This is a genomic window from Cupriavidus sp. 05T41 (assembly GCF_056396525.1).
The window spans coordinates 1-23,589 of the sequence record NZ_JBFTLQ010000017.1; the positions used below are offsets into that span (position 1 = coordinate 1).

General features: G+C 70.1%; 17 protein-coding genes and 1 pseudogene. 8 read left to right on the forward strand and 10 right to left on the reverse strand.

All coding sequences use genetic code 11. The annotated features are described in order from the left end of the window. The 4 genes and pseudogenes from AC1DKV_RS12595 to AC1DKV_RS12610 all read left to right on the forward strand — a co-directional run. Window positions 1-236 (forward strand): annotated as a pseudogene (locus AC1DKV_RS12595) (hypothetical protein); the annotation flags it as partial. After that, window positions 233-721 (forward strand): periplasmic heavy metal sensor, encoded by a 489-nt coding sequence (locus AC1DKV_RS12600; RefSeq protein ID WP_477137617.1) that lies wholly within the window; start codon window positions 233-235, stop codon window positions 719-721. The pseudogene AC1DKV_RS12595 and the gene AC1DKV_RS12600, both read left to right, overlap by 4 nt. Window positions 722-779: 58 nt before the next feature. Beyond that, window positions 780-2,177 (forward strand): DUF1800 domain-containing protein, encoded by a 1,398-nt coding sequence (locus AC1DKV_RS12605; RefSeq protein ID WP_441618732.1) that lies wholly within the window; start codon window positions 780-782, stop codon window positions 2,175-2,177. Window positions 2,178-2,181: 4 nt separating this feature from the next. Then, window positions 2,182-3,339, forward strand: a complete 1,158-nt coding sequence (locus AC1DKV_RS12610; protein WP_441618734.1) for a DUF1501 domain-containing protein — start codon at window positions 2,182-2,184, stop codon at window positions 3,337-3,339. 60 nt (window positions 3,340-3,399) lie between these two features. Here the strand turns inward: AC1DKV_RS12610 and AC1DKV_RS12615 are convergent, their stop codons facing one another. From AC1DKV_RS12615 to AC1DKV_RS12625, 3 genes are read right to left on the reverse strand one after another with little or no spacing between them, the layout of a single operon-like run. After that, window positions 3,400-4,575, reverse strand: a complete 1,176-nt coding sequence (locus AC1DKV_RS12615; RefSeq protein WP_441618736.1) for a vWA domain-containing protein — start codon at window positions 4,573-4,575, stop codon at window positions 3,400-3,402. Between the two features lie 46 nt (window positions 4,576-4,621). Next, window positions 4,622-5,236 (reverse strand): GNAT family N-acetyltransferase, encoded by a 615-nt coding sequence (locus AC1DKV_RS12620; protein ID WP_441618738.1) that lies wholly within the window; start codon window positions 5,234-5,236, stop codon window positions 4,622-4,624. 18 nt (window positions 5,237-5,254) lie between these two features. Beyond that, on the reverse strand, window positions 5,255-6,133 hold the full coding sequence (locus AC1DKV_RS12625) for an AAA family ATPase (RefSeq protein WP_020201397.1): 879 nt from the start codon (window positions 6,131-6,133) through the stop codon (window positions 5,255-5,257). Between the two features lie 403 nt (window positions 6,134-6,536). On the opposite strand from AC1DKV_RS12625, the gene AC1DKV_RS12630 reads away from it, so the two are divergent. Further along, the gene (locus tag AC1DKV_RS12630) at window positions 6,537-6,884 is read left to right on the forward strand and encodes a c-type cytochrome (RefSeq protein WP_441618740.1); all 348 of its coding nucleotides are present in this window, start codon (window positions 6,537-6,539) and stop codon (window positions 6,882-6,884) included. An 11-nt stretch (window positions 6,885-6,895) separates the two neighbouring features. Next, entirely contained in the window at window positions 6,896-7,294 is a 399-nt protein-coding gene (locus AC1DKV_RS12635) for a c-type cytochrome (RefSeq protein ID WP_441618742.1), read from the forward strand. 99 nt (window positions 7,295-7,393) lie between these two features. Here the strand turns inward: AC1DKV_RS12635 and aroG are convergent, their stop codons facing one another. The 4 genes from aroG to AC1DKV_RS12655 all read right to left on the reverse strand — a co-directional run bounded on the left by aroG (window position 7,394) and on the right by AC1DKV_RS12655 (window position 15,718). Beyond that, window positions 7,394-8,473, reverse strand: coding sequence for a 3-deoxy-7-phosphoheptulonate synthase AroG (aroG, locus tag AC1DKV_RS12640; protein ID WP_441618744.1), 1,080 nt, complete (start codon window positions 8,471-8,473; stop codon window positions 7,394-7,396). A gap of 375 nt (window positions 8,474-8,848) precedes the next feature. Beyond that, a complete protein-coding gene (tldD, locus tag AC1DKV_RS12645) occupies window positions 8,849-10,309 on the reverse strand; it encodes a metalloprotease TldD (protein WP_441618746.1) in 1,461 nt (486 codons plus the stop codon). Between the two features lie 119 nt (window positions 10,310-10,428). Next, window positions 10,429-11,268 carry a carbon-nitrogen hydrolase family protein gene (locus AC1DKV_RS12650; protein WP_441618748.1) on the reverse strand — a complete coding sequence of 280 codons (840 nt, stop codon included), beginning with the start codon at window positions 11,266-11,268 and terminating at the stop codon, window positions 10,429-10,431. Between the two features lie 70 nt (window positions 11,269-11,338). Then, on the reverse strand, window positions 11,339-15,718 hold the full coding sequence (locus AC1DKV_RS12655) for a YhdP family protein (RefSeq protein WP_441618750.1): 4,380 nt from the start codon (window positions 15,716-15,718) through the stop codon (window positions 11,339-11,341). Window positions 15,719-15,972: 254 nt separating this feature from the next. Between AC1DKV_RS12655 and glnE the strand changes: the two genes are divergently transcribed. After that, the gene (glnE, locus tag AC1DKV_RS12660; RefSeq protein ID WP_441618928.1) at window positions 15,973-18,813 is read left to right on the forward strand and encodes a bifunctional [glutamate--ammonia ligase]-adenylyl-L-tyrosine phosphorylase/[glutamate--ammonia-ligase] adenylyltransferase; all 2,841 of its coding nucleotides are present in this window, start codon (window positions 15,973-15,975) and stop codon (window positions 18,811-18,813) included. Then, a complete protein-coding gene (rrtA, locus tag AC1DKV_RS12665) occupies window positions 18,810-19,466 on the forward strand; it encodes a rhombosortase (protein WP_477137618.1) in 657 nt (218 codons plus the stop codon). The genes glnE and rrtA overlap by 4 nt, the downstream gene beginning before the upstream one ends. 26 nt (window positions 19,467-19,492) lie before the next feature. Here the strand turns inward: rrtA and AC1DKV_RS12670 are convergent, their stop codons facing one another. From AC1DKV_RS12670 to recN, 3 genes are all read right to left on the reverse strand, one after another. After that, the gene (locus AC1DKV_RS12670; RefSeq protein ID WP_441618754.1) at window positions 19,493-21,178 is read right to left on the reverse strand and encodes a S8 family peptidase; all 1,686 of its coding nucleotides are present in this window, start codon (window positions 21,176-21,178) and stop codon (window positions 19,493-19,495) included. Window positions 21,179-21,374: 196 nt separating this feature from the next. Then, window positions 21,375-21,818, reverse strand: coding sequence for a hypothetical protein (locus AC1DKV_RS12675; RefSeq protein ID WP_441618755.1), 444 nt, complete (start codon window positions 21,816-21,818; stop codon window positions 21,375-21,377). 42 nt (window positions 21,819-21,860) lie between these two features. After that, on the reverse strand, window positions 21,861-23,585 hold the full coding sequence (gene recN, locus AC1DKV_RS12680) for a DNA repair protein RecN (protein WP_441618757.1): 1,725 nt from the start codon (window positions 23,583-23,585) through the stop codon (window positions 21,861-21,863). Window positions 23,586-23,589: the final 4 nt, after the last annotated feature.

The following is a 23,589-nucleotide window of genomic DNA, read 5'->3' on the forward strand; positions in this document are numbered from 1 at the left end:
CTCCCGATGCCGCGTTGATGCGGCGCATCGCCGCCGGCGCGCCGGCGGCGCGCCCCGCGCGCGCGCCGTGGTGGTGGTCGGGCCTCGGCCTGGCCGGCGCGGGGCTGGCCGGCACGGTAGCGGGCGCATTGCTGGTGTCGGCCGTGCTGGCCACCTTGCCGGCACCCGCGGCGATCGACCTGCCTTACGCGACCACCGCCTTCGGCGGTATGGCACATAGCGGGAGCGACGAATGAGCGAGGGGATGCCGAAGCGGTTCAAGGTGGCGCTGGCGGTCTCGGTGCTGGTCAACGTGTTCCTGCTCGGCGCCATTGGCGGTGGCGGCTACCGTTGGTACACGGGTGAGCGCGCGGCGGCGGCCACGCAGCCGCGCGGGCTGCGCTTCGCCGCCGACGGGCTCGATGCCGCGCAGCGCCGCGAGTTCCTGCAGGGCCTGCGCGCGGCGCGGCGCGGCGCCCAGGCGCAGCTCGAGGCCGCGCGCGACGGGCGCCGCGAAGTGGAGCAGTTGCTGCGCCAGCCGCAGTTCGAGCGCGAGGCCCTGGCCGCCGCGCTGGCGCGCACGCGCGAGGCCGATGCGGCGGCGCGCAGCAAGCTCGAAGACAGCGTGGTGGCGTTCGCTGCCACCTTGTCGGCCGACGAGCGCCAGAAGCTGGCCGATGCGCTGGTGCAGCGCGGCCCGTTGCGCAGCGCGCCGGCACGGCCCGCCAAGGGCGCGCCATGAGCAGGCAAGACAAGCAATGGCCGCGCGTTTGCGGGCCTGGCCTGGAGAGGAGCAAGGCATGAACGACAACACCATCGCCGCTGCCGCCATCGCGGTCAACCGCTTCGGGCTCGGTGCGCGGCCGGACGAGGCGCTGCCGGCCGATCCGCGCGGCTGGCTGATCGGCCAGTTCGCGCAGTACGAGGCGCGTCCCGCGGCCTGGCGCGCGCAGCCGGGTACCGCCGCGCTGGCCGGCGAGTTCGGCGCCCAGCAGCGTGAAGTGCGCCAGGCCAGCTCCGACGCCAAGGCCGTGGCGCGCCAGCAGTTGCAGCGCGAAACCCGCGAAGCTTATCGCGACGCGGTCGACGCGCGCGTGGCCAGCGCGCTGGTCACGCCGGCGCCGTTCGTCGAGCGCCTGGTCCATTTCTGGTCGAACCACTTCGCGGTGTCGGTGGAGAAGCCGGCGGTGGCGGCGCTGGCCGGCGCCTTCGAGGCCGAGGCGATCCGCCCCCATGTGCTGGGCCGCTTCGAGGACATGCTGGTGGCCGTCGAGCGCCATCCCGCCATGCAGATCTTCCTGGACCAGGTGCGCTCGATCGGGCCCGACAGCATGGCCGCGCGCGTGGCCGCGCAGCGCGCGCCGCAGCGCCAGCTCGGCCTCAACGAGAACCTGGCGCGCGAAATCCTCGAGTTGCACACGCTGGGCGTGCGCAGCGGCTACAGCCAGGCCGACGTGACCGAGTTCGCGCGCGCATTGACGGGATGGAGCGTGGGCGGCTTCGGCGCGCGCGAGGACGGCGAGGCGGGCAGCTTCCTGTTCCGGCCGCGCGTGCACGAACCCGGCACCCGCGTCATGCTGGGCCGCGATTACCCGCAGCAGGGCGAGGCGCAGGCGCTCGCGGTGCTGCACGACCTGGCGCAGTCGGAAGCCACCGCGCGCCATCTCGCCACCAAGCTGGCGCGCCATTTCGTGGCCGATACGCCGCCGAGCGCGCTGGTCGCGCGGCTGTCCGATGCGTACATGCGCAGTGGCGGCGCGTTGCCGGAGGTGTACCGCGCGCTGGTCCAGTCGCCCGAAGCGTGGGCCAGCGCGCCGGCCAAGTTCAAGTCGCCGTGGGAGTGGGCCGTGTCCTCGCTGCGTGGCCTGGGCCTGCGCGAAGCGGGCGGGCAGGGGGGCGTTGCGCATTTCGCCCCGGTGCTGGCGCAGCTGGGCCAGCCGGTCTGGCGGCCGGGTTCGCCGGCCGGTTACGACGACCTCGCCGCGAGCTGGGCCGCGCCCGATGCGCTGGTGCGGCGCGTGGAGCTGGCGCAGCGTTTCGCGGCGCGCGCGGGCGACCGCATCGACGCGCGCGAACTCGGGCCGAAGCTGCTTGCCGGCACGCTGTCGGCATCCACCGCCGGCGCCATCGCGCGCGCCGAGAGTGCGCAGACCGCGCTGGCCTTGCTGCTGGTTTCGCCCGATTTCCAACGGAGGTGACATCGTGACATCCCAATTTTCCCGCCGGGATTTCCTGCGCGTCGCCGCCGGCGCGGGCGCCATGCTGACCCTGCCGCGCCTGGCGCTGGCCGGCGCCGATACCGAGCGCCGCTTTGTCTTCGTGATCCAGCGCGGCGCCGCCGATGGCCTGAACACGGTGGTCCCTTATGCCGACCCGGGCTATGCGCGCCTGCGCGGCGCGCTGGCCATCGACCCCGCGCAGGCCAGCAGGCTCGACGGCACCTTCGCCCTGCATCCATCGCTGGCGGAAACGGCGCGCATGTACGCCGCTGGCCAGGCGCTGTTCGTGCAGGCGGTGGCGTCGCCCTACCGCGAGCGCTCGCACTTCGACGGCCAGAACGTGCTCGAGACCGGCGGCAGCGCGCCGTACCAGGTCAAGGACGGCTGGTTGAACCGGCTGGCGGGCCTGCTGCCGGCGCGCCACGACAATGCGATCGCCTTCGCGCCGACGGTGCCGGCCGCGCTGCGTGGCGCGGCCGCGGTCGGCTCGTACGCACCCTCGGCCTTGCCGGCCGCGCCCGACGACCTGCTCGCACGCGTGGGCCAGCTCTACGAGATGGATGCGCAGCTGCATCCGCTATGGACCGCGGCAATGCAGGCGCGCGGGCTGGCCGGCGATGCCGGCGCACGTCAGGACCCGGCCAGCCTGGGCCGGCTCGCCGCCGGCTTCCTGGCGCGCGCCGACGGGCCGCGCATCGCCATGATCGAGACCGGCGGCTGGGATACGCACAGTGCGCAGGCGCCGCGCCTGGCGGCCCGGCTCAAGGCGCTCGACGCCATGCTGGCGGCGCTGCGCGACGGACTGGGGCCGGCCTGGTCGAGCACCACGGTGCTGGTGGCCACCGAGTTCGGCCGCACCGCCGCGGCCAACGGCACCGGCGGCACCGACCACGGCACCGCTGCGGCGGCGATGCTGCTGGGCGGCGCGGTCAAGGGCGGCAGGGTGCTGGCCGACTGGCCGGGGCTGGCGCAGGGCGCCCTTTACCAGGGGCGCGACCTGGCACCCACGACGAACCTGGACGGATTGATCGCCGCGGCGGCGGCGCAAGGCTTCGGGCTGGACAGCGAGCGCGTCGGGCGCACGCTGTTCGGCAACGGGGGCGGGCAGGGGGGGATGCTGGACGGACTGCTGCGCGCCTGAGACAGGCGCGCGGCAGTTCCGGACCGGCGCAACAGCGGGTGCGCTGGCGGCGCGGGCAGCTTACTTCGACAACACCCGCATGGCTTGCTCGAGGCCACCCAGCGTGACCGGATACATGCGGGACTTCATGATCTGGTTGATCACGGTCACGGACTGGCGGTACTGCCACAGGCCTTCGGGCTCGGGGTTGAGCCAGACGAAGCGCGGGAACTGCTCGATCAGGCGGTTGAGCCAGACCGCGCCGGCCTCCGGGTTGTTGTATTCCACCGAGCCGCCGGGCTGCAGGATCTCGTACGGGCTCATGGTGGCATCGCCGACGAAGATCACCTTGTAGTCCGAGCTGTACTTGTGGATCAGGTCCCAGGTGGCGATCTTCTCGGCGTGGCGGCGGCGGTTGTTCTTCCACACGTAGTCGTAGACGCAGTTGTGGAAGTAGTAGTACTCGAGGTGCTTGAACTCGGTCTTGGTGGCCGAGAACAATTCCTCCACGCGCTTGATGTGGTCGTCCATCGAGCCGCCCACGTCGAGCAGCATCAGCACCTTGACCTTGTTGTGCCGCTCGGGGCGCAGCTTGATGTCGAGCATGCCGGCGTTGGCCGCGGTCGAATGGATGGTGTCGTCGAGATCCAGTTCGGTATCGGCGCCTTCGCGCGCGAAGCGCCGCAGGCGGCGCAGCGCCACCTTGATGTTGCGCGTACCGAGTTCGACCTGGTCGTCGTAGTCCTTGTAGGCGCGCGTCTCCCACACCTTGATGGCGGTGCGGTTGCCCTTGGAGGGTCCGCCGATGCGGATGCCTTCGGGGTTGTAGCCGCCGTGGCCGAACGGCGAGGTGCCGCCGGTGCCGATCCACTTGTTGCCGCCTTCGTGCTTTTCCTTCTGCTCCTCGAGCAGCTGCTTGAGCCGCTCCATGAGCTTGTCGAGCCCGCCCATGGCCTCGATCTTGGCCTTTTCCTCGGCCGAGAGCTCGCGCTCCAGCGTCTTCTGCAGCCAGTCCAGCGGGATGTCGGACTTCCAGTCGACCAGGTTCTCGACGCCCTTGAAATAGGCAGCGAAGGTCTGGTCGAACTTGTCGAAGTGCTTCTCGTCCTTGACCAGCGCCATGCGCGACAAGTAGTAGAACTCGTCGATCGACGGCGAGATGACCTCGGCCTTGAGCGCTTCGAGCATGGTCAGGTATTCCTTGACCGATACCGGCAGCTTGGCGTGGCGCAGCGAGAAGAAGAAATCGATCAGCATGGTGGACTCGCTTGATGCTTAGTGTTTCCGGGACATGGTCAGCGGCTCATGCGCCGCGACCCGGCAGGTCCAGGCGGTATTGCAGGTGGCGCTTCACCGTCGGCCATTCGCTGGCGATGATGGAGAACACCACCGTGTCGCGCAGGGAGCCGTCGGGCATGCGCTGGTGATTGCGCAGCACGCCGTCCTGCTTGGCGCCGAGGCGCGCGATCGCGGTGCGGCTCTGCTGGTTCATCCAGTGCGTGCGGAATTCCACCGCGATGCATTGCAGCTGCTCGAAGGCATGGGTGAGCAGCATCAGCTTGCATTCGGTGTTGACGGCGCTGCGCTGCACGCGCTGGGCATGCCAGGTGTGGCCGATCTCGAGACGGCGGTTGGCCGCGTCGACATTGAACAGGCGCGTGGCGCCCACCACCGCGCCGGGCGCGCCGTCGCGGATCTCGCGGATCACGAACGGCATCGCGCCTTGCTGCTCGCGCATCTCCAGCGCGATGTCGGTCCACGCGCGCACCTTGTCTGGCGCGGGCACCGACGTGTACCAGAGTTTCCACAGTTCGCCGTCGGCGACGGCGGCCTGCACCTCGGCTTCGTGCGCCGGGCTCAGCGGCTCCAGCAGCGCATGCTGGCCGCGCAGGGCGACGGGTTCGATGAAGCGTGCCATGGGGGTTCGTGCGTCCGCTCAGCGGTTGGCGCGGTTCATGAATACCAGGCGCTCGAACAGGTGCACATCCTGTTCGTTCTTCAGCAGCGCGCCGTGCAGCGGCGGGATCGCGGCCTTCTTGTCCGGGCTCTTGAGCGCTTCGGGCGGGATGTCCTCGGCCATCAGCAGCTTGAGCCAGTCGATCAGCTCCGAGGTGGAGGGCTTCTTCTTCAGGCCGGGCAGGTTGCGCATCTCGTAGAACGATTCGAGTGCGGCTGCCACCAGTTCGCGCTTGATGCCGGGGTAGTGCACGTCGACGATGCGCTGCATCGTTTCCGCGTCGGGGAACTTGATGTAGTGGAAGAAGCAGCGGCGCAGGAAGGCGTCCGGCAGTTCCTTCTCGTTGTTGGAGGTGATGATCACCAGCGGGCGGTGCCTGGCCTTGACCAGTTCGCGCGTCTCGTACACATAGAATTCCATGCGGTCGATTTCGCGCAGCAGGTCGTTGGGGAATTCGATGTCGGCCTTGTCGATCTCGTCGATCAGCAGCACCACCTGCTGGTCGGCCTCGAAGGCCTGCCACAGCACGCCCTTGACGATGTAGTTGCGGATGTCGTGCACGCGGTCGTCGCCGAGCTGCGAGTCGCGCAGGCGCGAGACCGCGTCGTACTCGTACAGGCCCTGCTGCGCCTTGGTGGTCGACTTGATATGCCACTGCAGCAGCGGCATGCCGAGCGCGGCTGCCACTTCCTCGGCCAGCATGGTCTTGCCGGTGCCGGGCTCGCCCTTGATCAGGAGCGGGCGCTGCAGCGCACGGGCGGCGTTGACGGCCAGCTTGAGGTCATCGGTGGCAACGTATTGCTGGCTGCCTTCGAAGCGGGTCTGCTGGTTCGGGCTGGCGTTGGTGGTGTTGGACATGAGGCAACCTGAGGGGTTTGTGCGTGTCGGAATGGGCCAGTATAAAAGAGCTTTCCCGTTCGCGTGCGGCTGCCTGCGGCAGGCTGGACTGCCGCGTGCAGCGTGCTGTACAATGCGGCGGTTTGACGCGCCCCCCTAAGTCCTATTCTCCACCGTCCGGTTCGTCCGCCTAGTCTTGCGCGCGGCCCCTGCCGGGAGGCGGCGTTCAAAGAGATGGTTGCAGAATGAGGCCGGTCCGTGCTCACCTCGCCTGGCGGTACCGGGCGTGACAGTGTGCCGACCCGCTGGCAGCGCCACATCGAGCCGCAGGCAGATGCGGCTTCCCCGCCGGACCCATTCCGAAGCCATTTCTGACCGGTCGGGCAGGTCTCCCAGGGTTTTACACTTCCAATCAGCTACGACAATGAAAAAGCTCCTCACGATGGTGGTGCTGGGCGCGGCCGCCATGGCTGCGCAAGCCCAGGAAGTCAAGGGCAACGTGGATGCCGCCAAGAACAAGGTCGCAATGTGTATTGGTTGCCACGGGATTCCGGGATACCGGGCCTCGTTCCCCGAGGTGTACCAGGTGCCCCTGCTGGGAGGGCAGAACGCCAAGTACATCGAGAATGCGCTCAAGGAATACCAGAAGGGCGACCGCAAGCACCCGACCATGCGCGGCATTGCCGCCACCCTGAGCGACCAGGACATCGCCGACGTGGCTGCCTACTATGCGCAGCAGACCTCCAGCACGCAAAACAACAACCAGAAGTGAGGAGACCCGCCATGAATACGCTTAAGACGCTTTCGTTCGCGCTCGGCGCACTCGTGCTGGGCGCCTCGGCCATGTCCGCCTCGGCCGCCGATCTCGCCGCCGGCAAGGCGCTGGTGGAGAAGGGCAACTGCGTGGCCTGCCATGGTGCCGGCATGAACGCGCCGATCAGCCCGGACTACCCGAAGCTGGCCGGCCAGCACGCCGATTACCTGTACCACGCGCTGGCGGCCTACCAGATCACCACCAACCCGCAGGTGGGCCGCTCCAACGCCATCATGGCCGGCCAGGTCAACGCCAACCCGGGCGTGACCGGCAAGGACGGCAAGCCGCGTCCGTTCACCCGCGACGAACTCAAGGACATTGCCGCCTACATCGAATCGCTGCCGGGCGGGCTGGTGCTGAAGAAGTAAGAAGCGCCGCCGCGCAGGCGCCGCCGTGCGCCGCGCCAGGGGAGAAAAAAGCCGCTGAACATATCAGCGGCTTTTTCATTCGGGGACGGGCGGCGCGGCTCAGTTGCCGGTGCCCTTGGCCAGGCGGCGAGCCTTCACGGCGTTGGCCAGCGTCTCCAGCACATTGATCGAATCGTCCCAGCCGATGCAGGCGTCGGTGACCGACTGGCCATAGGTGAGGTTCTCCACCGGCGTGCCCTGGGCATGGTCCTGACGGCCCGCCACCAGATGCGATTCCACCATCACGCCGACGATGCGCTCGTCGCCCGCGGCCATCTGGCGGCCGATGTCCTCGCAGACGGGGATCTGGTTCTCGTGCTTCTTGCTGCTGTTGGCATGCGAGGCATCGATCATCAGGCGCGCGGCGAGGCCTGCCTTGGAGATCGCTTCGCAGGCTTCCTGCACGCTGGCGGCGTCGTAGTTCGGCGCCTTGCCGCCGCGCAGGATGATGTGGCAGTCCTCGTTGCCCGAGGTCGACACGATGGCGGAGTGGCCGCCCTTGGTCACCGACAGGAAATGGTGGGGCTGCGAGGCGGCCTTGATGGCGTCCACGGCAATCTTGACGTTGCCGTCGGTGCCGTTCTTGAAGCCGACCGGGCACGACAGTCCCGAGGCCAGCTCGCGGTGCACCTGGCTTTCGGTGGTGCGCGCGCCGATGGCGCCCCAGCTGACCAGGTCGGCGATGTACTGCGGGCTGATCATGTCGAGGTACTCGGTGCCGGTCGGCACGCCGAGCTCGCTGATGTTCAGCAGCAGCTCGCGCGCGGTGCGCAGGCCGTCGTTGATCTTGAAGCTGCCGTCCATGTGCGGGTCGTTGATCAGGCCCTTCCAGCCCACCGTGGTGCGCGGCTTCTCGAAATACACCCGCATCACCACTTCCAGCTCGCCGGCGAAACGATCGCGCTGCACCTTGAGCAGCTTGGCGTATTCGAGCGCGGCGCGGGTGTCGTGGATGGAGCAGGGTCCGATGATGACGATCAGGCGGTCATCCATGCCGTGCAGGATCCGGTGCATGGCCTGGCGCGCGCCGTAGATCACGTCGGACGCCTTTTCGGAGCACGCGAACTCGCGGATCAGGTGCGCCGGCGGCAGCAGTTCCTTGAGTTCGCGAATGCGCAGGTCGTCGGTGTTCTTCAGCATGATGGCTCCGGATTTTGTGGGTCGTGAGTTTGGGTGTCTGGGCTAGAGCTTGGGTGCGGGCCGGGATAAAAAAAGCCGCCAGGTTCGCTGGCGGCTTTTTTTGAATCCTGGGGGCGCTTACGATCGTCCCTCTCCATCCGCCAGCGGTGTGAGATCGCTAAAAAAGTAAAAGTAAAACTTGGCGGACATGGATTGGATCAGGCTCGGGTGTCGTATGTTCTTTGCGGCAACGCGTCAGAGGATGGCATTAAATTGCGCCGGACCTGCCGATTCTGCCGGCAGCGGCGGTTGACCATCGCGCAACGAAGCATCTTTATAGCGCTTTTTGCGGGGCTTGGCAAGCGCCGCGCGGGCGCCGGCAGTGCCCCGCGGGGTTCAGGCCGTGCCGCCCACGGTCATGTTCTCGATGCGCAGGGTCGGCTGGCCGACGCCCACCGGCACGCTCTGGCCTTCCTTGCCGCACACGCCCACGCCGGAATCCAGTCGCATGTCATTGCCGATCATGGTGACGTCCTTGAGCGATTCCGGACCGTTGCCGACCAGCGTGGCACCCTTGACCGGGGCGGTGATCTTGCCGTCCTCGATCAGGTAGGCCTCGCTGGCGGAGAACACGAACTTGCCGTTGGTGATGTCGACCTGGCCGCCGCCGAAATTCACCGCATAGAGGCCGCGCTTGACGCTGGCGATGATCTCTTGCGGGTCGCGGTTGCCGTTGAGCATGTAGGTGTTGGTCATGCGCGGCATGGGCAGCGCAGCATAGCTCTCGCGGCGCGCATTGCCGGTCACCGGCATCTTCATCAGGCGCGCGTTGAGCGTGTCCTGCATATAGCCCTTGAGGATGCCGTCCTCGATCAGCGTGGTGCACTGGGTCGGGTTGCCCTCGTCGTCGAGGTTGAGCGAGCCGCGGCGGTTGGCCAGCGTGCCATCGTCCACCACGGTCACGCCCTTGGCCGCCACGCGCTCGCCCATGCGGCCGGCGAAGGCCGACGAGCCCTTGCGGTTGAAGTCGCCTTCCAGGCCGTGGCCGATGGCTTCGTGCAGCAGCACGCCGGGCCAGCCCGGCCCGAGCACCACGGTCATGGCGCCGGCCGGGGTGGGGCGCGCCTCCAGGTTCACCAGCGCCGAAGCGACAGCCTCGTCCACGTACTTGCGCAGCAGGTCGTCGGTGAAATAGCCGTAGGCGTAGCGTCCGCCGCCGCCGGAGGAGCCGATCTCGCGCCGGCCGTTCTGCTCGGCGATCACCGTGACCGAGACGCGCACCAGCGGGCGCACGTCGGCGGCGATGACGCCGTCGCTGCGCGCCACCAGCACCACGTCGTATTCGCCGGCCAGGCCCGCCATGACCTGCACCACGCGCGGGTCCTTGGCACGCGCCATGCGTTCCACGCGTTCGAGCAGCGCCACCTTGTCGGCCGCTGCCATGGAGTCGAGCGGATCGTTGGGCGAGTACAGGTTGCGCCCGCCCTGGGAGGCCAGCTTGCCCGCCACCTTGACGCGGCCGCTGCCGGCGCGGCCGATGGTGCGGGTGGCGGCGCCGGCCTGCAGCAGCGCATCCATGCTGATGTCGTCCGAGTAGGCGAAGGCGGTCTTGTCGCCCGAGACGGCGCGCACGCCCACGCCCTGGTCGATGCTGAAGCTGCCCGACTTGACGATGCCTTCTTCCAGGCTCCACGCCTCGTTGCGGGTGTACTGGAAGTAGAGGTCGGCGTAGTCGACCTTGTGCGTGAAGATGTCGGCCAGCGCGCGCTGCAGCTTGGCTTCGTCGAGCCCGTAGGGGGCCAGCAGCAATTGCTGGGCGGTGGCGAGGTTGCGGATTCCGAGATCGCCGGCGTTCATGGTTTTCCTTTGTCGTCGTGCCGCGGCGGCCGGTTGGCGCCACCGCGTGAAAATTCTGCCTTCAGCGCTGTTCGCCATGGCGTATCACCATGGCGCAGCGAGGCGTATTGCCGTACATGCTACAGCACCCGATGGCGCAGCGCCGGCAGGTTCTGCCGCACTTCGTCCAGGCGCGCGGGGTCGATCCGTCCGCTCACCACGCCTTCGCCTTCGGGCAGCACCGCCATGATCTCGCCCCATGGGTCGATCAGCATGGAGTGGCCCCAGGTGCGGCGGCCGTTCTCGTGCTTGCCGCCCTGTGCCGCGGCCAGCACATAGCACTGGTTTTCGATGGCGCGGGCGCGCAGCAGGATCTCCCAGTGCGCCTGCCCCGTGGTGTAGGTGAAGGCGGCCGGCATCAGAATCAAGCTGGTGTTGCCGCCCGCCGCCAGCTGGCGGTACAGCTCGGGAAAGCGCAGGTCGTAGCAGACCGACATGGCGACGCGGCCGCACGGCGCCTCGAAGCTCACCGGCGTATCGCCGGCCAGGATGGTGCGCGATTCGTCGTAGCTCTCGGTGCCGCGGGTGAAGCCGAACAGGTGGATCTTGTCGTAGCGCGCCACGCGTTCGCCGCGCGGATCGTAGACCAGCGAGGTGTTGTACACGCGCGCCTCGTCCTCGCACCACAGCGGCAAGGTGCCGCCCACCAGCCAGATGCGGTGGCGCCGCGCCGCGTCCGCCAGGAAAGCCTGGATCGGGCCGTCCCCGTCACGTTCGCGGATGCCGACCTTGTCGCCTTCGCGCTGGCCCATCATGCAGAAGTATTCCGGCAACAACACCAGTTCCGCGCCGCCGTGCGCGGCCTGCGCGATCAGCACTGCGGCGCGGGCCAGGTTGGCTTCGCGCGAAATGCCGCTGACGGTCTGGATCGCGGCCACGCGGAACGGCGCTGCACCTGGGGCGGATGCATTTGCGGTCATATTAGGTTTCCTTGGCGTTGGAACGGGCGCCATCGCTGGTTTTCTTCCGCGCCGCTGATCTCCGGCACGCCTACGGGGCCGGATAGACACGGTTGGACGTGCCTTGCATGGACGAGGGCAGCTCGGGTCTGGCGCCGGCCTTATTCTCCCCCACTTTGTTGATCTGCGGGTTCGCCCAGCCGCCGCTGATGTGGTACCGGCGGCTGAAGGCCTTGGAGAATTCGTCGGCGAAGATGAGCTGCGCGGCCAGCGTGCCGATGCCCAGCACCGGATTGATGAAGGCCGCCGCCACCGAGGCCGAAGTGGCGTTGATGCGCGGAATCACCGTGACTTCGAGATCCTGGGTCTCGCGCGGCAGGTTGGCGCTGCCGGTCATCGAGGCCCGCAGCTGGGCGCCCCTGAGCTCGAAGTCCTTGGTGCTGGCCACGCCGTTCTCGATCGTGCCGGTGCCGGTGATCTCGTCGAACACCATGCCCTCGCCCGCCACGCCACGGAAATCGAACGTGGCCAGCCGCATCAGGCCCTGCAGGCTGAGCACGCCGAGCAGCTTGGCCGCGCCGGGGTCCACGCTGAGGATCTGGCCGTTCTCGAGCTTGAGATTCATGCGTCCGGACAGGGTGGGGTAGTCGATGGCCAGCGGCGAACCACGCCATGCTACCCGGCCTTCGAAGGTGCCATGGCCGTCGGCCAGCATATGTGGCAGGCCCATGCGTTCGAGCACCTGGCCGCCATTGCGCACCTCGAGCTTGAAGTCGAGCAGGGTGCGGCGCTCGGGGCTGGTGCCTTCGCGCAGCCGGCGCGGCATGCGCCAGCTGCCGCTGCCGGTGAAGGTGGCGCCGGGCTGCTCGATCACCAGGCGCTCGAGCGTCCACACCGGGTCGCCGCCGCTGTCGTTCGCGTGCGCCTTGACCTCCAGCTTGCCGAAGTCACGCCCATGCAGCTCGAAGTGGTCCGCCACCAGGTCCAGTGCCGGCAGCTCGCTGGCATTGCCCGACAGTGCATCCGCCATGTTGCCGGCATCGTTGCTGTCCGGGATGTTCAGCCGCGCAAGCCGTATCGTCAACGCTCCCGCCGGGGTGGTGGTGGCGTCGTTGCGCCAGCGCAGGCTCCCGGCGATCTGGCGTGAATCCAGCTGCGCGGCCCAGCCCGCGCCTTCGCGGGTGGCTTCCAGCGACACGTCGTTCAGCTCGCGGCCGAACGCCGTCAGCGTGCGCGCGCGGGCGGTGACGCGCTCGGGCGCGAAGGGCGAGGGCGCCGCACCGGCGCCGCTTGCCTTGCCTCGGTTCGTGCCGTCGTCCAGCAGGGCGCGCCAGGGGTCCAGGTCGAAGCGGCCGGTGCTGAGCGCGGCGGTCACGCCGCTGGCGGGTTGCGGCGCCGGCTGCTCGATGCCGATGCCGCCGGCCACCACTTCCGTGCTTTCGGCATTGCGCCGCAGCAGGTAGCGCGCATTGAGCGCATTGCCGTATTGCACCAGCAGCTCCTCGACACCGGCGCGCGCGGCGGCGGGGCGCAGTTCCACGCGCAGCGGCACGGCCTGGGCCGCGCTCTTGCCCAGCGGCGCCGGCAGCGCGAGCGACAGCCCGGCCAGTTCCGAGCTCACCATGATCTGCGGCTGGTGCTCGCGCACGCCGATCACGGCGCTGTAAGCGGTGCCGCCCTCGATCTTCGGCGCCAGCCCGGCCAGCGGCGAGCCCGCCAGCACTTCGCGGATGCCCGCCGCGCCGATGTTGCCATTGGCCGTCACGCGCACCGTGCCGTCGGGCTGGCTGCCCCCGCCGGCGCGGATCTCGCCGCCGAACAGGCGGGCGCGCAGGTCGTTGAGCTGGAAGCCGTGCTCATTGAAGGCGATGACGCCGGTGGCGCCCCCCAGTGGCGGCAACTGCGGGTTCAGCGTGACATCGTTGCCGGGCAGCCGGAACTGCCCGTCCACCTTGGTGGCATTCGCCTCGGTGAGCGGCAGGTCGAGCTTGAGGCGCAGCTCGCCATTGCCCTGGGCGCGCATCTCGCTGGTCACCTGGCCGGTCCAGTCGCGCACCGGGCTGGCGCCGACGAAGCGCAGGAAGCCCGACATGGGACCGGCGGCGCTGCCGTCGAGTATGAGGTGGCCGTGATCGCCCAGGTCGGCGATCCGCCCGTTGACGTCCTGCAGCGTGACGCCCTGCACACCTTGCACGCCAGCGCGCTGGGCCACGAAGGACATGCCACCGCGCTCGAACAGCACGCGCCCGCTGATGTCGGTGAAGTTCGGCCAGGCCTTGCCGCCGTTGCTGGCCGCGGCGGCGCTGCCGGGCGCCGCGCTCACATGGGGCGCAATCTGGTAGCTGACGCGCTGGATCGGCACCTCGACGCGAAAATCGCCGGCGCCTTCGTGCGGGCTGTGGAAGGGGAAATGCTCCAGGTCGCCCTTGACCAGGAACTTCACATCGCTGGCGTCGCCGGCGACGAGCGCGCCGGCCAGGTACTGGCGCGTCGCGGCGGGCAGGCCCAGGGGCAGGTAGCGCGGCACGCGGCTGACCTGGGCGCGGCTCAGTTCGCCGGAGAGATCGGCAATGCCGCCATGGCCGTCGCCGCCGGCTTGCCAGGTGCCGCGCACGACGCCCGCGGTATCCGCGTTGGCAAAGCGCACGCCCTCGGTGCGTACCGCCAGCTTGCCGTTGTCGCGGGTCCAGGTCACTTCGCCGGTGATCTGGTCGAACGCCACGCGCGGATCTTCGAACAGGCCGGGCAATATCAGCGCGGCGTTGCTGCCTTCGAGGCGCGCGCTGCCATGGCGGTCGTCAAAGCTGAAGCTGCCGGACAGCCGCGAGAAGCCGGGCACGCCCAGGCGCGGCTTGCCGTTTGCACTCACCGCGGGACTGGCCGGCTGGCCGCGGACCGAGACATTGCGCAGCGTGCCCTGCACATTGAAGTGGGTCTGGCCTTCGCGGCGGGTAAGCATGCCCGGGCGGTCGCGGTTCCAGCTGACCTCCAGGTTGTCGAGGTGGCCCGACGGCTGCAGCGCGCGCAGCTGGCGCGACAAGGCGGTATCGAGCGGCATCGAGGTGGCCAGCGCGCGCACCGTGTTGAGGTCGAAGGTCGGCGCCTTCAGCGTGAACTTGCGCAGCTTTCCCTTGTTGTCGGTGGCCCAGCCCACTATCACCTTGCGCATGCCTTCGCGCCAGGCGTTTTCGGTGGCGGGCGCGCTGGCTGACGGCCCGGTCGCCGCGCTGCTCGTCGCACCGGGCGGGGTTCCGGTCGCGCCGGCAACAGGAGGGGTTGCCGCCTGCGCTTGCCTGGCCGGCGGCACGGCCGGGCCTTCGGCTGGCTCGGGCTGCCACAGCAGGGTTTCGATCGTCAGCAGGTTATCGTGGTCACGGCCGGCCCGGTGCAGGACGAAGGCCTGCGCGCTGGCGAGCTTGAGCGGCTCGGGCGCGCCGGCCAGCTGCAGGTCCACGCCATCGGCGCGCAGGCGCGCCTGGCTGCGACTGATCTCGCCGCCGCGGAATTCAATGGTGCCGTCGGTGCTGAAGGTGCCGCGCGTCACCCGGTCGAAGATGGCGGTGTAGCGCTGCAGCACGGGCAGCTCGAGCTGGCCGAGGTCCCAGCTGGCCTGCCCGTGCCAGTTGTGCCAGTCGCCGGCGCGGCGCAGGTAGTCGTGGCGGAAGTCGGCTTGCATCACGAGCGGGCGCGGCGCCAGCGCGGCCGGCTGGGCTTCGAGCCGGATGACGTGGCGCGACCCGAGGCGCCTGGCGCTGAACTGGATATTGCCCACCTCGAGCTGCGGCAGCTTGTTCTTCTCGTCGAGCCAGCGCAGCCTGCCGTCGCTGAGTTCGATCTTGCCCTGCGCCAGCAGCCAGTCGAACAGCCGGTTGTCCTGCGGCTGCGCGCCGGTGGTGTCGACCGCCAGGCCGGCAACCTCCAGCTTGCCGTCGGCGGTGCGGTGCACGAGCAGATCGGTATGGCTGGCGGAAATCTGCTGGAACAGCAGGTCCATGCTGAACAGCGAGCGCCAGGAGAGCTTGCCGTCGAGCGCGCCGGCGGCCAGCAGGACGCGCTGCCCGGCGTCGACGGCCTTGACATCGCGGGCATGGAAGGCGGGATGCCAGCCGTCCCAGTAGGTATCGAGCTGGCCGATGCTCAGGCTGGCGGAGAGTGCGACCGAGCCGCGCTGCTCCAGCCAGGTGCGTGCCGCGGATGCCTGCGGCCACAGCACGAAGCGGATCAGCAGCCCGCCCAGCGCCGCCACCAGCAGCAGCGCCAGCGCCAGGCGCACCAGTACGCGGCCAAGCCCGCGCCACACGGGATGGCGCAGCACCGCCAGCACGCCGCGGCCGAGCGCGCGCACCAGCGCCAGCGCGCGGCGCGCGGCCTGCCGCGGGAAGGAGGGGCCGGCGGCCGTGTCTTGACCCGCCACGGCCGCGGCTGTGGCCGTGGCGGGGGGCTTGGCGGGTGGGGTGGCGCGGCTGGACATGCGCAGATTATCCGACAATACTAGGCGCTCTCCAATTCGGTGCCTGACCGGCCGTGCACGATGCGCGCACCGGCAAAAGGGGCCGGCTCACGCGCTTCCAAGTAACAGGAATGACTTCCACTGATCCGACGAGTTCCACGGCCGCGCCCACGCCCGACGCAAGCAATGCTGCCAGCGAGGCCGCCGCGGTCGGCGCCGGTGGCGAACATGCTCCCGGCAACACTTCCAGCGCCGCCAGGCAGGCCGTAGCCGACATGGCCACGGGGCCTTACGCCGTCGTGGCCGCCGCCGCACTCGTGCCGGTCGATTGCGCCGGCACGGCATTGTACTCGCCCGCCTATTCGCACTACACCCGCCGCATGGTGCAGGCCCGTCCGGAACTGGCGGAAATCGTCGCCGGCGCGAGCGCGCAGCCGCTCACGCGCGCCTGGATGGCGGCACGGCTGAAGGTGCTGCACGAGCCGTCGGCCGATGTGGAGGACGCCGTCAAGCGCGCGCTGCGCCGGCTGCGCGCCGAGGTGATGTGCGTGGTCATCGAGCGCGACCTGCGCGGCCTGTCCACGCTGGGCGAGGTCACCGGCGCCATGACGGACCTGGCCGAACTCGGCATCCAGTACGGCATGTCCGTGCTGGAGGCGGACATGGCGCCCACCTATGGCCGTCCGGTCGGCGAATCCAGCGGCGAGGTGCAGGAGCTGGTGGTGGTCGGCATGGGCAAGCTGGGTGGGCGCGAGCTCAATGTGTCGTCCGATATCGACCTGATCTTCCTCTACGACGAGGACGGCGACACGCGCGGCGGCCAGCGCAGCCTGTCCAACCATGAATACTTCATCCGCCTCGGCCGCCGCCTGATCAACTTGCTGGCCGAGGTCACCGCCGATGGCTATGTGTTTCGCGTCGACATGCGCCTGCGTCCCAACGGCGACGCCGGCCCGCTGGCGTGCAGCTTCGGCATGCTCGAGCAGTACCTGGTGGTGCAGGGGCGCGAATGGGAGCGCTATGCCTGGATCAAGGGGCGCGTGGTGTCGGCGCAGGACACGCCGCACGCCGGGCGCGCCGCGGCGCAGCTTGCCAGCCTGACCGGCCCCTTCGTCTTTCGCCGCTACCTGGACTACGGCGTGATTGCCGCCATCCGCTCGCTGCATGCGCAGATCCGCGCCGAGGCGGCCAAGCGCAGCGGCGGCCTCGCGGCGCCGGGCGGCGGGCAGCGCGTCAACCAGCGCGCCTTCAATATCAAGCTGGGCCGCGGCGGCATCCGCGAGATCGAGTTCATGGCCCAGGTATTCCAGCTGATCCGCGGCGGGCAGGATCCCGCGCTGCGCATACGGCCCACGCTGGAAGTGCTGGTGGTGGCGGTGGAGCATGGCCTGCTGCCGGCCGGCCAGGCCGAGCAGTTGGCCAACGCCTACCGCTTCCTGCGCCAGCTCGAGCACCGCCTGCAATACCGGGACGATGCGCAGACCCACCACCTGCCCACCACCGAGGAAGAGCAGCAGGCCGTGGCCGGCATGATGGGCTGCGCCGACTGGCCGGCCTTGCTGGAGCGGCTGGCTTCGCTGCAGGACCCGGTGGCGCAGCAGTTCGAGGCCACCTTCTCCGACCCCGACCAGGTCAACGAGCCGTGCGAGGCGCTGTGGCCCGCGCTGATCCAGGAGGAGCAGGACGAACCGCCATGCGAGCGCCTGGCCAAGGCCGGCTTCACCGATTGCACCGGCCTGCTCGACCGGCTGCGCGCGACCGGCGCGTCGCTGCGCTACCGCGCGCTGTCCGAGCAGAGCCGGGTGCGCTTCGACCTGCTGGTCAACCGGGCGCTGGACCTGGCCGCGCGCCAGAGCGATGCCGACAGCACCATCGCGCGCTTTGTCGATTTTCTCGAGGCCATCAGCCGGCGCGCATCCTATCTCTCGCTGCTGTCGGAGTATCCGCAAGCGATGGCGCGCGTGGCCGACACGCTGCACGCGTCGAGCTGGGCCGCGGCCTACCTGACGCGCCACCCGCAACTGCTCGACGAACTGCTCGACAGCGACGCGCTGGCGGGCGCGCAGGACTGGAAAGGATTCCGCGCCCGCCTGGCCGCGCGCCTCGACGCCGCCGACGGCCAGATCGAGGCGCAGATGGACATCCTGCGCCGCGAACACCATGCCGAGACCTTCCGCATCCTGCTGCAGGACCTGCAGGGCATGCTGACGGTGGAGCAGATCGCGGACCGCCTGTCCGACCTGGCCGACGCCATGCTCGAGGTCACGCTGCAGGCGGTATGGCGCCAGCTGGCCACGCGTCACCGCGAGCAGCCGCGCTTTGCCGTGATTGCCTACGGCAAGCTGGGCGGCAAGGAGCTCGGCTATGCGTCCGACCTGGACATCATCTTCCTCTACGAGGACGAACACGAGCGCGCGCCCGACATCTACACCGCCTACGCGCGCCGGCTGATCACCTGGCTGACCAGCCATACCGCGGCCGGCACGCTGTTCGACGTGGACACGCGCCTGCGGCCCAACGGCGAGGCGGGCCTGCTGGTGACGAGCTTCGAAGGCTTTCGCCGCTACCAGCAGCGCGAAGGCGACAACACCGCCTGGGTGTGGGAGCACCAGGCGCTCACGCGCGCGCGCTTCTGCGCGGGCGAGCCGGAGATCGGCGCGCATTTCGAGAGCCTGCGCGACGAAGTCCTGCGGCAGCCGCGCGACGCCGCCACGCTCGGCGGCGAGATCACCGCGATGCGGCGCAAGGTGGCGGACGGCCATCCCAACGCTGGCGGCCTGTTCGATCTCAAGCACGACCGCGGCGGCATGGTCGACATCGAGTTCACCGTGCAATACCTGGTGCTGCTGCACAGCCACGACCATCCCGAGCTGACGCGCAACGCCGGCAATATCGCGCTGCTGCGCACCGCGGGAGAGCTGGGCCTGATCGATGCCACGCTGGCGCGCGAGGTGGGCGATGCCTACCGCATCTTCCGCGCCCGCCAGCATCAGCTGCGCCTCGACGGGCACGACCAGGCGCGCGTGGCATCGGGCGACGTGGCGGCGCCGGTGGCGCACGTGCGCGCGCTGTGGCAGGCGGTCTTCGGCGAGCCGGCCGGAGCCGGCGGCAATTGACGCCGGCTCCGGCCGTCGCCGGGCACCGGCCGGGCGGGCAGCGCACGCCTGGCGTGCTGGCCGCCATCGCGGCCATTGCCGCCGTCGCCGCGCTCAGCGCGGCATTCACCTTCATCCCCTGGCTGCACGCCCACGGGCTTTACCTGCGCGATGCGGTGATGGGGCAGGGCGCCAGCGGGCAATGGTGGCGCCTGTTGACCGCAATGTGGGTCCATCTCGGCTGGCGCCACTGGCTGGCAGACCTGCTGGCGACAGCGGGCCTGCTGCTGCTGGTCGGGCGCGAGGCCCGCACGCTCGCCATGCTTGCCGTGCTGGTGGCCTGCGGCGTGGCGGTGCAACTGGTGCTCTGCCGGGTGCCTTCGGTGGGCTGGTACGGCGGGCTGTCCGGCGCGCTGCACGGGCTGGCGCTGTGGGGCGGCCTGCGCCTGCTACAGGGCGACGGCTGGTCGCGCGGCATCGGCGTGATGCTCTGCCTTGGCGTGCTGGTGAAGACCTGGCTGGAACAGTCGTGGCTGGCGCCGGTGGTATTCGATCCTCAATGGGGCTTCGGCGTGGTGCGCGTCTCGCATGCCGCCGGCGCGCTGGCCGGCCTGGCGCTGTGGCTGGCGCAGGAGTGGTGGCAGCGGCGGCGCGGCACGACGCCGGCCGCCTGACTCTTGCGCATGCGCCCGCCGTGCGGTCAGCGCGGCGAGGCCTGTCCGCGGCGGCGTGCGGCCCAGCCTGCCAGCAGGCCCAGGCCGCACAGCCCGAGCGCGAGCGGCCACGACAGCGCGCCGCCGCCACCGCCGCCCGAAGGCGTGCTGGTCGTGGGCGGGGGGCTCGCCGTGACCTGCGCGGCCGCGATCACCGCGGCATTGGCGTCGAGCAGGCCGGCGCCGCAAATACCGGTGTTGGCGGGCAGCGTGCAATAGGTGTTCGCGGGGTGCGGGCGCGCCGAGCTCTTCAGCGCGGCGAGGACCTGCGCGGGCGTCAATGCCGGGTTGACCGAGAGCATCAGCGCGGCCACGCCCGACACCAGCGGCGCGGCGAAGCTGGTGCCCTGGGAATTGGTCAGGACGTAGTTGCCCAGCGTGGTGGTGCCGTCATTGGATATGGTGCGGATGAACGACTGCGAGACCGTGCATGAGGCGACGCCGGTGTTGGGATTGGTGACCACCTTGGAGTTGCCGCATCCGCCGCCCGGCGCGCTCAGCGAGACCTTCGGCCCCACATTCGCATAGCTGGCGTTCTCGCCGTCGTTGACGTGCGCGGTGACGGCGACCACGCCGCTGCAGTCGGCCGGCGCTTCGACCGCGCCGGCGCTGTTGCCGGTGGCGGCGACCACGACCACGCCGTTGGCGGCGAGGTCGTTCACGGCCTGCTGCTCGACGCTGGAGCAGGTGCCGCCGCCCAGGCTGACGTTGATCACGCGCGCCGGCGTGGGGTTGTTGGCTATGTTCGGCACGGTCAGGCCGCCGGCCCAGCGCATGCCGTCGACAGTGTCGGACAGCAGCGCGCCGCAGCGCCCCGATACGCGCACCGGCTGGATGCGGGCGTTCCAGTCCACGCCGGCGATATCCTGCCCGTTGTTGGTGAGCGCGCCCAGCGTGCCGGCCACGCGGGTGCCGTGCCAGCTGTTGTTGGTGGCGGTAGTGGTCGGTGTGGAGGTGCCGGGGCAGGTGAAGCCGGCCGGTACGCCATCGCCCGAGTCGATGGCATTCGCGTCGCGGCCGTCGCCGTCGTTGGCGATGGCCGGGTCGGTAATGAAGTCAAAGCCCGGCACGATGCGGCTGGCGAGATCCGGGTGGGGTAGGTAGCCGGTATCGAGCACCGCGATCACCAGGTTGCTGCTGCCGCGGGTGCGGTCCCACGCGGGCGGCAGGTTGACGCCGCCCACGACCACGGCGGGCGTGTTGAGGTAGGGCTGGTTGAGGGCGAACTGGGGATCGTTGGGCGTGGTGTCGTGCAGGCGCAGCCAGCGGTCAGGCACCACCTCGGCGATGCGCGGGTCCTGCCGCAGGCGGGCCGCGGTGGCCTCGGGGTCGGCGGCGTCGGCGTCGCCGACGCTCAGCAGTTGCAGGCTGCCGCCCATCTGGCGCTTCACGGAGAGCGCCACGCCGGTGCTCTGGCGCACACTCAGCATGCGCTCGGATTGCGACCCGGTGGTGGCGCTGTCGCTGGCAGTGCCGGTGGCGGTGGCGCCATCGCGCCAGCGCACGATGAAGTTGCCGCTGTAGCGTGGCGCCGGGCGCGCCGCCGGGTCAGGGGCCGCGCCGGCGGTGACCGGTGCGCCAAGCCAGAGGCTGGCGCCCAGCGCCAGCAGCGCGGTGGCGCGCCGTGCCAGATGCGAGGTCCTGCCATTCCGATGCTGAAACGGTTGCTGCATGTCTGCCTCCTCCCGTTTGTCCGCGTCGGACCGACCGCGGCGGAGCACCCCGCCGGAGCACCCCGGAAACTACATTTGCGCGATTGCGCCGGAAACCTCGGTTACAGCGACAAAACTTCAAGATAGCTCAACGTCCGAGTGCCCGCATTCGACTACGGCAAGCTGACAATGGCATGAAACGCGCCGTCCGGCAGCGTCAGCCCGGCTGCATGTCGCGGCCGATGGGCTGGGTGCGGTTGGGCTTGAGCACGCGGTCGGGCTCGGCGGTCTCGATGCGCGGCGCGGTGCGCAGGGTGGCCACGGCCTGGTCGAGCGTGGCGTCGGCCGAGGCGGAGATCGCCGTGACGAGCCAGACGCCGCCCGACATGGGGCGCTTGACCACGAAGCGGATCGGCCCGGCGATGGATTCGAGCAGGCGCCCGGCGTCTTCGGAGGCGATCACCGGCGGCGCGGTGAAGCGCACCATGATGTCGCCCACGGCACGGTCGGCGCTGATGCTGTTGGCCGGCGGCGCGGACGGGCGCTGGGCCTGGCAGGCGCTCAGCGTGGCGAGCGCCAGCAGGGCCAGCGCGCCGCAGGCGGCGGTCAGGCGCAGCGGACGGGCCGGTTTGCGGGAGTGCGGCTGCTTGCCGAGGGACATGGAAGACTCCTGTGTGGTTACTGGGCCGGAGGACGGGCGCCGTCAGCTGGCGGCGCGGCGTGACCGGCGCGCTTCGCGGGCCGGGCCGGCGCTGCTGCGCGCGCCTTGCGCGAGCATTTCCTCGGCGTGCTGCATGGTGGTAGCGGTCACGGTGGACCCGCCGAGCATGCGGGCGGTCTCGACTACGCGGCCGGCGGCGTCGAGCGCGCGGATGCGGGAGCGGGTGACCGATCCCTGTGCGCCGCGCTCGCTGGTTTCCTTGCTGACCAGCAGATGGGCGCCGGCCTGCGCGGCCACCTGCGGCAGGTGGGTCACGCACAGCACCTGGCGCGCACGGCCCAGTTCCTGCAGGCGCCGGCCGACCACTTCGGCCACCGCGCCGCCGATGCCGGTGTCGACCTCGTCGAAGATCAGGGTCGGCGTGGGCGCGGCTTCGCTGGTGATGACGGAGATTGCCAGGCTGATGCGGGCCAGTTCGCCGCCGGAGGCCACCTTGGCCAGCGGGCGCGCGCTGACGCCGGCATGGCCCGCGACCAGGAACTCGACCTGCTCCAGGCCGTGGCTCTGGCCTTCCTCGAGCGGGTGCAGGGACACGGCGAAACTGCCGCCGGCCATCGACAGGCCCTGCATGGCTTCCGTTACGGCGGCGGAGAGTTTCTCGGCGGCCACCTTGCGGGCCGCGCCGAGGTGCTGGGCGATGGTCAGGTAGGCGGCGCGGGCGGCAGCCTCGCGCGCCATCACCTTGTTCAGGTCCTGGGCGGACTGCAGGTCGTCGAGCTGCTGGCGGCGGGCCTGCAGCTCGTCGGGCAGTTGCTCGGGCGGCAGGCGGTACTTGCGCGCGGTGGTGTGCAGCGCCTGCATGCGCGCCTCCACCACCTGCAGGCGCTCCGGGTCGAGATCGAGCCGGTCGACATAGCGGTTGAGCGAGTGCGCGGCTTCCTCGACCTGGACCTGGGCCGGGTCCAGCGCCGCCAGCACATCGCCCAGGGCCGGGTCGACGTCGGCCAGCTGGCGCAGGCGCTGCACCACGCTGTTGAGCGTGGAGAGCACCGAGCCGTCGGCTTCGGACAGCGCTTCCAGCGCGGCGCGGCTGCCTTCGATGAGGCCGGCGGCGTGGGAAAGACGGTTGTATTCGGCCTGGATGTCTTCCCATTCGCCGGCCTGCGGCGCGAGCTTCTCCAGCTCGCCGACCTGCCATTCGAGGCGCTCGCGCTCGAGCGCCATCTCGCGCGAATGGTGCTCGACTGTCTCGCGCTGGCGCACGCAGGCGCGCCACGAACGCCACGCCTCGGCGACCGCGCCGGCCTGCGCGGTGAGGCCGGCGTGGGCATCGAGCAGCAGGCGCTGGGCGTCCGGGCGCAGCAGCAACTGGTGGGCATGCTGGCCGTGGATGTCGACCAGGCGGTCGCCGATCTCGCGCAGCTGGCCCAGCGTAGCGGCGGCGCCGTTGATAAAGGCCTTGCCGCGTCCGCCGGCATCGACCGTGCGGCGCAGCAGCACCGTGCCGTCGTCGCCGGTCAGGTCATGCTCGGCCAGCCAGGCGTCGAGCCCGGGCGGCGTGGCGAAGGTGGCACTGATGCTGGCGCGGGCGGCGCCCTCGCGCACCACGCCGGCGTCGGCGCGCTCGCCCAGCACCAGCGCCAGCGCGTCGATCAGGATCGACTTGCCGGCGCCGGTCTCGCCGGTGAACACGGTAAAGCCCGGGGTAAAGTCGAGGTCGAGCGTGTCGACGATGACGAAATCGCGGATGGACAGGCTGCGCAGCATCGTG